The sequence below is a fragment of the Wolbachia endosymbiont (group B) of Xanthorhoe designata genome, assembly GCF_964028585.1.
In the GTDB taxonomy this organism is placed as follows: Bacteria; Pseudomonadota; Alphaproteobacteria; order Rickettsiales; family Anaplasmataceae; genus Wolbachia.
Map to the genome: position 1 here is coordinate 1049783 of NZ_OZ034794.1, position 12801 is coordinate 1062583.

At 35.0% G+C, this 12801-nt stretch carries 10 protein-coding genes; 2 read left to right on the plus strand and 8 right to left on the minus strand.

All coding sequences use genetic code 11. From position 1 onward, the window contains the following. The first annotated feature begins 145 nt into the window (after window positions 1–145). Window positions 146–823, plus strand: coding sequence for a hypothetical protein (locus tag ABWU64_RS05120; RefSeq protein WP_353279455.1), 678 nt, complete (start codon window positions 146–148; stop codon window positions 821–823). Window positions 824–1132: 309 nt separating this feature from the next. On the opposite strand, the gene rlmB is transcribed toward ABWU64_RS05120, so the two are convergent. Next, a complete protein-coding gene (gene rlmB / locus ABWU64_RS05125; protein WP_353279456.1) occupies window positions 1133–1900 on the minus strand; it encodes a 23S rRNA (guanosine(2251)-2'-O)-methyltransferase RlmB in 768 nt (255 codons plus the stop codon). A gap of 92 nt (window positions 1901–1992) precedes the next feature. Between rlmB and ABWU64_RS05130 the strand changes: the two genes are divergently transcribed. Continuing rightward, window positions 1993–2484: a Smr/MutS family protein gene (locus tag ABWU64_RS05130; protein WP_341815726.1), complete on the plus strand. Its 492-nt coding sequence runs from the start codon at window positions 1993–1995 to the stop codon at window positions 2482–2484. Window positions 2485–2495: 11 nt separating this feature from the next. Here ABWU64_RS05130 and uvrC read toward each other — a convergent pair whose 3' ends face one another. From uvrC to nuoG, 7 genes are all read right to left on the minus strand, one after another. Further along, window positions 2496–4313: an excinuclease ABC subunit UvrC gene (uvrC, locus tag ABWU64_RS05135; RefSeq protein WP_353279457.1), complete on the minus strand. Its 1818-nt coding sequence runs from the start codon at window positions 4311–4313 to the stop codon at window positions 2496–2498. Continuing rightward, window positions 4297–6405, minus strand: a complete 2109-nt coding sequence (gene glyS / locus ABWU64_RS05140) for a glycine--tRNA ligase subunit beta (RefSeq protein ID WP_015588215.1) — start codon at window positions 6403–6405, stop codon at window positions 4297–4299. Before glyS ends, uvrC begins: the two co-directional genes overlap by 17 nt. Before the next feature lie 3 nt (window positions 6406–6408). Beyond that, complete coding sequence (locus ABWU64_RS05145; protein WP_015588214.1) at window positions 6409–7248, minus strand: glycine--tRNA ligase subunit alpha; 840 nt, start codon at window positions 7246–7248, stop codon at window positions 6409–6411. Between the two features lie 55 nt (window positions 7249–7303). Continuing rightward, on the minus strand, window positions 7304–8062 hold the full coding sequence (locus tag ABWU64_RS05150) for a phosphatidylglycerophosphatase (protein WP_353279458.1): 759 nt from the start codon (window positions 8060–8062) through the stop codon (window positions 7304–7306). 689 nt (window positions 8063–8751) lie between these two features. Further along, on the minus strand, window positions 8752–9750 hold the full coding sequence (gene hemB / locus ABWU64_RS05155) for a porphobilinogen synthase (RefSeq protein ID WP_353279459.1): 999 nt from the start codon (window positions 9748–9750) through the stop codon (window positions 8752–8754). Continuing rightward, complete coding sequence (gene nuoH, locus ABWU64_RS05160; RefSeq protein ID WP_353279460.1) at window positions 9743–10768, minus strand: NADH-quinone oxidoreductase subunit NuoH; 1026 nt, start codon at window positions 10766–10768, stop codon at window positions 9743–9745. The genes hemB and nuoH overlap by 8 nt, the downstream gene beginning before the upstream one ends. Beyond that, window positions 10752–12800, minus strand: coding sequence for an NADH-quinone oxidoreductase subunit NuoG (nuoG, locus tag ABWU64_RS05165; protein WP_353279461.1), 2049 nt, complete (start codon window positions 12798–12800; stop codon window positions 10752–10754). The genes nuoH and nuoG overlap by 17 nt, the downstream gene beginning before the upstream one ends. Between the last annotated feature and the right edge of the window lies 1 nt (window position 12801).

Sequence of the window (12801 nt, forward strand, 5' to 3'; positions counted from 1 at the left end):
ATGACATCATCTGCTACATACTTGAATCACAAGAGAAGAATTCTGAAGCGAAGAGCTTCAAGGAAATCTTATGCAAAATCTAGTATTTACGGAATTTATATTATTTTCATGCACATTATGGTTTTTATAATTAACAGAGGGTGATATGACTACTACAATAAGAGATGCAGCAGACGATGCTGGTTTTATAACAGCCCTAATGGCATTACAAGAATTTAATGACAAGGTATATATTAAAGCTGCTTCAGCTGATGAAGTTTACACTAAAACAGCTGCTGATACTGCATTTGTTAAAACTATAGATCTTGCAACAAAAGTTGCAGAAGAAGTAGTAAAACAGCCTGTTGTGGATGTTTTAGTTCCTGCTCTTGCAACAGTTGGTACTGATGATACTAAGAAGGTTTACACTAAAGGCACAGTAGATACTAGTTTTGTTAAAATCGATGCTTCCAATCTTACAGATGCAGCAAACCAAAAAGCTTTCGCAGAAGTTATTCTTCCTGCTAAAGATGGCAAACAATCAATCTTAGTAAATAAACTTGGGGAAGCTTTAGACGGGGTTCAAGATAATGCTGACGACAAAGTATATGGTGCTCAAGGTAGTGAAAAGATAGCAAAAGATTTCTTAGCTGATAAAGGATTAAAACCAACGCCTACAGATGTAGCCAACGAGCTAGTAAAAAACCAAAGTTTTCAAGCTAGTACCAAAATTGCAGTCAATGCTCAAGATGCAGGATTTCAAGAAGCTGTAAAGGCAGTAATGTCACAGCCATCTTTTGAAATTCCAATAGATCCAAGTGCACCTCTTTCTTGGGATTGGTAATGTAAGTGCCAGTAGATGATATCTCGCTATGTCATTCACTGTTGTCATTCCAGCATGTGATACACAGCTGTACGAACATTATTCTGTAGGAAGATATCATGCCAGTGCCCAGACACTGGCATCCATCTTTCCATCATCATCAGAAACGTTATATTTTAACATTACTTTTATACTCGCAAATTTAACTGGATCCCAGTGTCACGCACTGGGATGACATCTTCCAGCTGTGCATGTGAAGCTAAAATGGCATTCTTTTTTCTAGATTCCAACGGTCTTGATAGCGGGCAAGAAGTATATTTTTCATTTCAACTAATTTGCAGTGATTTTTGTTTTAATGTAAATGGAATATAGTCCTATTGCTGCTGCGTTTGAAACATTTAGACTATCAATTACGTTTGACATTGGAATTTTTAAAAGATAATCACAACTTTCTTTCACTAATCTCCGCATTCCTTTCTCTTCAGAACCAAAAATAATCACTTTTTTTTTTCCAAAATTCTTTATTTCATCTATATTTTCCTTTGCATTGCAATCAAACCCATAACACCAGTAGCCTATCTTTTTTAAAGACTCCATCGTTTTTACTATGTTTGTAACGTATATTAGAGGAACAATATCCAGCGCTCCACTTGCTGCTTTTGCGATAGATGCATTTTCGCTCGGTGAATGGTGATGTGGTAAAACCAGTGCATCAATGTTGAAACAAGCTGAGGTTCTTAAAATCGACCCTATATTGTGTGTATCAGTAATTTGATCTAAAATGACTATAGTAGAGCTGTCACCTGAACCTTCAGCTATTTCTTCGATATTTAAGCTGTGAAAAATAGGAGCAACTTTTAAAGCAATTCCTTGATGATTGACGCCTTTGGGTAAAATATCATTGAATATTTTGTTCTCTACTAGCTGAGCTTTGATGCCCTTACTATCTGCACATTGTCTAATTTCTTTCCCACATTCCTTATAGAAATTTTCTGTTACTAACAGTTCTATACACCGCCTATTTTTGTTTCTTAATGCTGAGATACAAGTGTGCTTTCCGTATAGCCAAAAATTCTCATTAGCTTTTGATGATTTCATCTCATTATTGAAAATCAGTTTTTTATAGAATAAGCAATATTTTACTGTGTTTATATATTGTTGTAAAATTATGTGATTTAATTAATGCATTTATGTCGGATGATGAGTTAGATTGGCAAAAAAATGTTAAGCCAATAGAATGTGGAAAAGTTACTTTGAAAGTTGATCACAAAGTAAATATAAAATCTATGATTGATAAAGGTGCCTCTAGTTTACAAGAAAATTTTCTTAATACTGATAATGGTGATTCATCATTTTGTCTTGACTACAATACAAAATTGAAGATCGATAGAGGCAAATATTTTATAAGCGATAAACTCGATTTGCATGGCTATAGTATAGATAATGCTTATTGTAAATTGATAGATTTTATTATCAAAAATTATCAAGCAGGGAATAGGTGCTTATTGGTAATTACGGGACATGGTAATAGTACAGATAAAATAGAAACTATAAAGAATAGCTTAAATAAGTGGTTGAATGACACAAAAGTTCGAAATATGATCTTATACTATCAGCAAGCCATAAAAAAACATGGTGGCAAAGGAGCTTTTTATGTCTTATTAAGAAGAAATAAAGGTTAATTTTAGAGTACCTATTTAGGAGTACCTTTCTTAGAATTTACGTGTTGAAGAATGATTTCTGCTAAACCTTTACTAATTCCAGGTACGTTTTGAATTTCAGCTAGAGAAGCTTTGCTTATGTTTTCTACCGAACCAAAATGAGACATGAGTGCCTTCTTTCTTTTACTGCCAACACCGGATATTTTGCTTAATTGTGAAGCAAAAAATTGTTTATCGCGTTTTTTTCTATGCGAAGTTATTGCAAAACGATGAGCTTCATTACGCAGTAATTGTAAATAAAGCATGACCTTGCTGTCACTTGCTAGAGTAAATTCTTCTCTGCTTGGCACATAAAATCTTTCATTTCCTGCATTACGATCATGACCCTTTGCCATACAAGCAAAAGGAACTTTTATATTCAATATTTCCAATACATTCTGCACTATGGAAACATGTCCTGGACCGCCATCAATCAGTAAAAAATCAGGGATTATATCTTTTATATTGCCAGAGAAACGTCTAGTCAGCACTTCTCTCATCATTTTATAGTCATCACCTGAAATTTCTTCTTTTATAGTAAATTTTTTGTATTCACTTTTTAAAAAACCTTCCTGCCCTACAACAATCATCACACCAACTTGTTGATTTCCAGATATATGGCTATTATCATAAACCTCGATACGCTTTGGAATATTTGGTAACGAGAAAATCTTCCTAAGCTCTTCGAGCTTTTCTAGGTTATTTCTATAATCAGTAATCTTCTGCTCTAGGCTATGCTTAGAATTATTGTAAATAAAATTCAACAAATCACGCTCTTTACTATTTTTCGCATACAAAACTTTTATTGATTTTTGAGTAAGAGCATAAAGTGCTTGTTCTATAATTTCCTTATCCTTAATAAAATCGGGAACGTAAATTTGTGCTGGTGGCGTGCTAACTGGATTATACAAATTGACCAAAAAGGTGGATAAAATTTTATCATTTGGATGATCACTACAATTCTCAATGAAGTAAGGAATGCTTCCATAGTTACCTTTATCTCTGAAAGATAGTACACCAATGCATGCTAAGTCTGCCTCACGTACAACGCTAAAGAAATCTGCATCTTCTTCAAAAGAAAAATCCATTGGCTGCATTTGAATTTGCTGAAGAAATTTCAATCGATCTCTATAGACAGCAGCAAGCTCGTAATTCATCTCCCTACTGCACTTTTCCATTGTAGAAAATAGCTGTCTTTGCACTTCTTTATTCCTTCCTAGCAGAGTATCTTGTGCTTGTTTTACTGATTTGCAGTAATCATCTTTTGTAATTTTATCTACGCATGGTGCTGAACAGCGCTTAACTTGATACTCAAGACATGGTCTTTTTGTTGAAGAGAAATATTGATCTGAACATACTCTTAAGAGAAAAGCTTTTTGCAATGATAATATAGTGTTCTTAACAGCAGCAGCAGATGGAAAAGGGCCGTAGTAATGAAACTCATTCTTCTTAAACTTACCTCTATATTTTGCTATCCTTGGATAATCATGCTTAGAAATTGTTATATAAGGATAAGATTTTCCATCCCTAAGCAAAATATTATAAGATGGTTTTAACGATTTTATTAACTGTGCTTCAAGAAGCAATGCTTCGATTTCATTCTCAGTGATGAATATTTCAACCTTAATAACCCGTGAGATCATTACTCTGATTCGTTCAGAAAGGTTTTCGAATTGAAGGTAGTCGGATAACCTCGACTTCAAGTTTTTTGCTTTACCAATGTATAAAACCTTATTCTTATCTCCAACCATCTTATAAACGCCACAGGATTGTGGAGATGATTTGATTTGTTCCTTATATTGCCTGAGCATTTATCAATTGTTTAACCTGTATAAGGTTAAACTCTGCTACTAAATGAAAGGTAGAAACAACATTTGCAAGCAAAGATAACCTGTTTATTCTAAGCTCATTAGAATCACAGTTAATCTTTACACTGTCCATAAATTGATTGATAAATGGAGCAAAACGAGCAAGTTCATCAAGCGCTGTATTAAAGTCGTTATTTTCTATCGCTTGTTTTATGTTTTTACAAGCAGCTATAGCACAATTTGATAGCGCAATCTCCTCATTTTCAATCAAAAACTTCTTACTGTAAGATGCATTATAAGTAGTGCCATCACTTTTTCTCACTTTGCTCATCATGTTACTGGCTCTTTTATAAGTGCTTAGAACCTGTTCACCTTCTGGCGTACTAAGATAACGATCCAATATAACAGTTTGCTTTTCTGCTGTCAGCAGATCATTAATATCGATTTTATATATTATTGAATCTACAATATCTTGCCTTATATTTCTATTTTTTAAAATAACCTTGAACCTCTCTAAGCAAAATTTAAATACTAGCTCTGAAATTTGTTTTTCATTTGGCTTATCAACTGGTGTTGTATTTTTATTAAAGAGAAGTCTTGAACATAAAGATACTGACTTATCTATCAGTAGCCTAATTGGAATATGCAAATTATTTTCAAGTATTGTTCTAATTATACCAATTGTCATTCTCCGCAAACCAAACTGATCATACGAACCAGAGATTTTCTCACCTGCTGCAATTAAACCAACCAAACTATCCATTTTGTCTACAATAGCTACAGCAATCGCAGTAGGAGATTTAGGGCATTCTTGTTCCGATCCGATTGGCTTATAGTGCTCAGTTATAGCTTCTACTACTTCTTTATCTTCTTGAAAGTAAGAAGCGTAATATCCACTCATTATTCCTTGCAATCCCGGAAATTCTTTTACTATCAACGTTGCAAGATCTGCCTTTGCTAAATATGCAGCACGTTCAACTTTAATTAGTGAAGCATGTGGAATAAATATCGCTACATACTTTGACAGAGTAATAATACGCTTCACTTTTTCTTCTACGCTACCGAGCGAAGCATGAAATGAAATAGAGCTCAATTTTTTGACATAGTAATCTAGGTTTTCCTTTTTGTCTTGAGACATCAAAAATTGGGCATCAGCAAGACGTGCTTCTAATATTCTTTCATGACCTTTGACAACTTCATTATTGTTAACATTTACAACAGTAACAAAATGTGAAATTTTCTGTCCATTACTTAAAGCAAGATACTTTTGCTGCATGTTAATTATACTAAGTATTACTTCCTTCGGTAACTCTGATGATTTTACTTTACCAAATAATACTATTGGCCACTCTATAAGCCCTGCCAATTCATTAAGTAAATAATCATTTTTTTCAAGTTGTAAGTTCTCCTCTTTTGTAAACTTATTAATCTGATCTAGTATAAATTGCTTTCTTTTGTCCAACTGGAGAATGACATTATTTTTTTCTAACAATTCAAAATAGTCTTTGGGTGTTTTAACAGTAAGTACTGCATCACCTGAAAGAAACCTATGACCATACGTCACGTTGCATGCTGTAACCCCTGCAAAAGATATGGGTATTATTTCGTCATTTAAAATACATAGAATATTTTTAATTGGTCTAACCCATCTCTCTTTTCTTTCACTCCATCTCATACTCTTTGGCCAAGAAAAGTTTTTTAGCATTTCCTCCAGTTGATTTTTGAGAAACCCGCTGATGTTAAATAAGCAGCTTTCTCTCTTAATGAAGTAAAAATCTTCATCGTTTACTTTGCGAATGAGTAAATCTTCTTCACCTTTCCGATTTTTTCTCAAAAAACCTTCGATAGCACTTTTCGGTGCATTAACTCTTGGTCCTTTAATCTCATTGTTAGAATCTTTTAGCTCCAAAGCACTTATGCCATCAATAAAAAGAGCAATGCGACGTGCAGTCACATAAACTTCTATAGATGCAAATTTCACATTATTTTTACTAAAAGCATTAATGATATAGCTCTTAACCTGAGCTGCAGATGAATTCTGCATTCTTGATGGAATTTCTTCTGAAAGACATTCAAACAATAATTGTGACAACATATTCTACTTCGCTCTATATAATTCACAGCATTTTTTTGTTAACTCTCTCACTCTACCAATATAGGCTGTACGTTCATTCACACCAAGCACACCTCTTGCATCAAGTAGATTAAGTAGATGGCTAGTTTTAATACATTGGTCATAAGCTGCTACTGGCAATTCTTTTTCGATAAGGAATTTACACAGTTTTTCTGTGTCCTCAAACTGCCGTTGTACTACTTTAGTATCATAATAATCAAGTGCCAGGTAAGAAAACTCATACTCTCTTTGTTTGAAAATATCTCCGTAAGTTACACCACTATCATTCCACATTATGTCGTAAACATTATCTACACCCTGTATGCACATTGCTAAACGCTCTAACCCATATGCTACTTCACCAGGAATTATTCTGCAGTCAATACTTCCCACTTGCTGTATATAAGTAAGTTGTGTTACTTCCATTCCGTTGCATGTAACCTCCCAGCCAAGACCGGATGCACCAACACTTGGGTTTTCCCAATCATCTTCAATAAACTTAATATCATATTCTTTTGTCGATACACCAAGAGCTTTTAAGCTATTTAAGTAAACATCTTGCAAATTGCTGCCAGATGGTTTTATTATAACTTGGTATTGATGATGCTGATATAAGCGATTAGGGTTGTCGCCATAGCGTCCGTCTGCAGGTCTTATTACTGGTTGCAGATATGCAATTTTTGTTGATTTTTCGTCAATCGCTGACATGATTGTTGCAGGATGTAGTGTTCCAGCTCCAACTTCAGACGTATATGGGTGAAGTATAACACATCCTTCATCAGCCCAAAAATCTTGTAGCCCCTTTATTATATCCTGTAGATTCACGCAAACTGTATATCTTTTAAACTAAATATATAAGCAAATAAGTACTATTCTATACTTATTTTTTTAATAGTGTTTTAATAGTGCCATGGAAATAGTCACTTAAGGCTATTGAACTTTCTTTTACATACTCAAATATGCTTTTATTCAAGACAATCGCATCATGCATAGTCAGATCGCAGAATATAAATGCAGTCAAGTACAATAAAATCACTGCATAAAACACATGAAAAATCCCTTCAAATGTGATTGATATTGTATTGTTATAACTAAGCTGTATCGTACTTATCGGCCATGGTTTTATTACTTCTACAATATTAAAAAATAAATAAGGTATTATAAAGAAAAAGAACAAATGCATAAGATCATTAAACCAAAATGGACATTGAAGTATTGCCTTGCATATACCTAAATAGAATTTACTTACAATATAATAAATTGACATTATTGCCGGCATCGAAAGCGCAACAGTCATCACCTGTCCTGATGCTATTTGTATTACTATATTCTCATCACTGCTGGCTGAAGGATCTTGAGTATGAAAAATAGATATGCCAACTAATTGCAGCACTAACATAACTATTGCTAGCTTGGTAAAAATAGCAGCTACAACTATGCCTGAATTCAGCATTTTATATAGTATAAAATCACCTCCGTATGTAAGCATTAATATAATGTCGGTAATAAATAATATTAGAAAAGAAGACCAATAATGCTGCCAACCCGGTAAATATCCTACTCCTAAAAAAGAGCTTACTATTTTGGCAGGAAAAACCTTGCCTAGCACCTTACCCAAAAATTGAAAAAAAATCCCCATGTCCTAACTAACACTTGACTTATATTTTTCACAATACTGAATTGTAATGGACTTATCAATACACTTCTTGCATAGAAAAAAGGCAAATAATTAAAAACGATCTAAGTTTAGCAATAACCGTTGCCCCTTCTATCGTCATCCCAGTGCCCAGGGATTGGCTCTTTTTTTCTAGATTCCAGTACTGGAATGACATCTTCAATATTCTTACATCTGATCTCAAACTATGGAATAACACCGTTATACGTACTGAAATATGGGCATCATTCAAGTGGCTGATCTCTATGATGGCATCATCCCAGTACTGGGACCCAGAACAGGTAATAAGAACTGGTCACGCGCTGGCCTGAAGCTTTAACTATAAATATTAAAAAATTTACCAGACGAAAAAAAGGCAAAAGAATCCCCCAGTAGTGAGTTTTGACCCTATAATAATGTAAATTGGCATTGTAATAATGTGCTAACGCTTAAAATAAGCGTGTTTTGGCTAAATGTAGAAAAAATAAAAAAGACATGCAGCCGCTATAATTTTATGTAATCTGCCAATATATACCTGAGTTTTTTACTGAATTTTTGTTATTAAATCTGCAGAGATTAAAAACAAGGATAAATACTCTTATTGATATGATAAGGAAAGTGGGAAGATTTGTCAAGTCACTTCGGCCAGCTACCTACTTAGATGTTCCACACTGCTAAGTAGATACCAAATTTTTTGCAACATCAAGTGCAGCATAGGTAAATATTGCACTTGCACCTGCACGTTTAAAACCAATTAAGGACTCATAAATCACTCTGTTATAATCCAGCCAGCCATTATTTGCTGCAGCTTTTATCATTGCGTATTCACCGCTTACTTGGTAAGCAAAAATCGGAAAATTAAACTTTTCACTTGCTGTTTTTATTACATCTAAGTATGGCATACCCGGCTTTATCATAATAAAATCTGCACCTTCATCTATATCCATTTCGATTTCGCAGATTGCTTCACGTGCATTTCTATAATCCATTTGATAACCACTTTTGTCGATGAAATTTGATGATGCGCACGAACCGACAACTTGCCTGAACGGCGCATAGAAGCTAGAACAGTACTTTACTGCATAGGACAATATTGAGACATTCTGAAAGTTATTATCATCCAATGTTTTTCTTATTTTTCCTATCCTGCCATCCATCATATCAGAAGGAGCAACTATATCGCATCCTGCTTTTGCTAAAACAAGTGCTTGCTTACATAATGCTGACACAGTCTCGTCATTTTCTACATCTATCCTACTGCTTTTTAAAATGCCATCATGACCGCGAGTAGTGTATGGGTCTAGTGCAATGTCTGCAATAATGCCAATATCCGGTACATTTGATTTTACAGCACAAATTGCTTTACAGATTAAATTGTCACGATTATACGCTTCCTCGGCGTTTTCAGATTTTAGTTTACCATCAACTACAGGAAAAATTGCAACAGCATTAATCCCCGAGTCCTTAGCTTTCTGAACTATAGAAATTAATCCATCTATTGAATAACACTTTACCCCTGGTAAGCCAGAAATTGGCTCAATTGTTTCTTTTCTATCATGAACAAATAGAGGAAAAATCAAATCATTTACCGATAAAGTGTTTTCACTCGTTAAATCGCGAACCCACTGACTTGAGCGCCTACGCCTTAACCTTGTATTTGGGAAATTAAACATTGGATCCAGGCAAATTCCCAGTAAAAAGCAACACCCCTGAAATGAGTATCACCCAAAGCACCGATATTGGCAAAAATACTTTCCAACCAAGACGCATTAATTGATCATAACGATAGCGAGGTATTGTAGCTCTAATCCAAATAAATATGAACAATAATAAAATTATTTTCAAGACGAACCAAATCAAACCTGAAATTTTATACAGTAAACTAAGCTCTAATGGGGGATACCATCCTCCTAGAAAGAATATTGTCATCATAGCACTTGCTAAAATCATGTTTGCGTATTCTCCCAAGAAAAAGAGAGCAAAAGGCATTGATGAATACTCGACATTATACCCAGAGACAAGCTCTGCTTCAGCTTCTGGTAAGTCAAATGGGTGACGATTAGTTTCGGCAAGCAAAGAAATAAAAAATATTATTCCTATAGGCATCATCAGCAAATCAATCCAAAATGGCATATTATGTTTCGCTACCACCATCTCTGCGAGATTCAACGTACCAGTTGTAATAACAACTGTAGCAACTATTAGACCTATTGAAACTTCATATGAAATCATTTGAGCAGCTGACCTTATAGCGCCAAGGAATGCATAATTGGAATTACTCGACCAGCCCGCAATGATAATGCCATATATTCCCAAAGAGGATACAGCTAGCACATAAAGCACTCCAACATTAATATTTGCTATTACCTTAGGGATTACTATCTGTTGTCCGTTTTCTGTAATTATTTCAGCTCCAAACGGTATAACTGCCCAGGCAATTAATGCTAAAATAAAGGTGAGCATTGGAGCCATAATAAACAGTATGGTGTTTGCTCTAAATGGTATTATCGGCTCTTTAATTATCAATTTGATAGCATCTGCAAACGGCTGCAATAAACCAAATGGCCCTACTACACTTGGACCATGTCTCAGTTGAATTGCACCAATAACTTTGCGCTCAAAGTACACCAAATATGCACCTGAAAGCAGTAACGGTACCAAAATAAATAAGATATTAATCAGCGTGTCCATGGAAAGCCTTAGTACAATCTGCCATTATTTTTGAAGCACGACTTATTGAGTCTGTCATATAAAAATCATACTTTTTTAAAGTGAAAGGGATATTACTTAATTTGATCTCATTACAGGCAATTGATACCCATTTATTTTTTACTACTTGATCAGCATCTCTAAACTGTGGACCAATAGTGTCTAATTTTTTCCTAACATCAAATAAACTATCATATAGCAAGGAAAGACCCAAATATTGGGATAAATTTTTTATAATCAACCAATCTTCCTTTGCTTCACCAGGAGGAAAAACAGCTAAATTTGTTCTCTGTACTCGCCCTTCAGTATTTACATAAGTTGCATATTTTTCTGTGTATGCAGCTCCAGGTAGAATGACATCTGCTATATGCGCTCCCCTATCACCATGATGTCCTTGATAAATTACAAATGTATTTTCTAATTTTGATGTATCAATTTCATCTGCGCCAAGAAGATAAACAACTTCCACCTCACCACTTTCTGCCTGCTTTAGTATCTGATTAATGTCTTTTCCACCTTTGCTAGGAACAAATCCAATATCGAGTCCACCAACCCTTGCTGCAGCCTTATGTAGTACGTTAAAGCCATTCCAGTCATCTCTGGTCATGTTAAATTTTTCTGCAATTTTGCCAGCTAGAGCTAAAACTGATTCAGAATCATCTCTTATTAATGCATCTTGACCGATAATTATCATAGGGTTCTGAGCCGCACTCAGTAACTCGCAGAATTTATGATTTCCCTCTTCTATTTCTTTTAGAACGTTTGGACCATCACCTAATCTTTCAACATTATATAGATATTCAACATTAGGACCAATATTTGCAATAGTGAAATTACCTTGTAAATACCTCTTTCTTATACGTGCATTAATAATTGGTGCTTCTACTTTGGGATTTGTATTTATAAGCAGACACAAATCTGCATTCTCTATACCCTCGATAGTGGTATTGAACACATAAGATCCACGATTACTTGGTATAAGTTTTGCTCCATCCTGTCTGCAGTCTAGATTTACTGAACCAAGCTTATGCATCACTTCCTTCAGCAGAAGCATAGACTCACAATCTGCTAAATCACCTGCAATTGCAGCTATTTTGTTTGGCTTCGTGCCTTTTAGTTTTTTTGCAGCAAAAGTCAATGCCTCACTCCAATCAGCTAGCACTAATTTGCCCTCTTTTTTTATATAAGGTCGATCGAGGCGTTGTACTTTGAGTCCATCGTAAGCAAAGCGAGTTTTGTCTGATATCCATTCTTCGTTCACTTCTTCATTAAGCCTTGGCAATATTCTCATCACTTCAGGACCGCGATAATCAACTCTAATACCGCTTCCTACAGCATCCAGCACATCTATAGTTTCGCAATGTGATAGCTCCCATGGACGCGCTGTAAAAGAATAGGGCTTTGAAGTTAAAGCTCCCACCGGGCAGAGATCTATAATATTCCCAGATAATTCAGAGCTAATATGCCTTTTTATGTAAGTACTAATCTCTATATTTTCTCCCCTGCCAATTCCTCCAAGTTCATTTGTACCTGCAACATCGGACAAAAATCTAACACATCGAGTACAATGAATGCATCTATTCATTGCAGTTTCAATCAGCGGACCAAAATGTTTTTTTGGCACAGCTCTTTTATTCTCATCAAGTCTGCTTATTCCTTTCCCATAAGCCATTGTTATATCTTGCAAATCGCACTCACCACCTTGATCACAAATTGGACAATCAAGTGGATGATTAATTAGTAAAAACTCGAGCACTCCTTCGCGCGCCTTTTTTACCTTGGGAGTATCGGTATGAATAACCATACCCTCTGCAACTGACATTGCACAAGAAGCTACTGGTTTTGGAGGGCCACCCTCAACTTCAACTAAACACATTCTGCAGTTACCAGCAATTGCTAAACGCTCATGATAACAAAACCGCGGAACTTCAACGCCCACAACTTCACAAGCTTGAATTATAGTGAGCCCATGCTCTACTTCACATTCCTTAGAATTAATAGTAATTTTAACCACA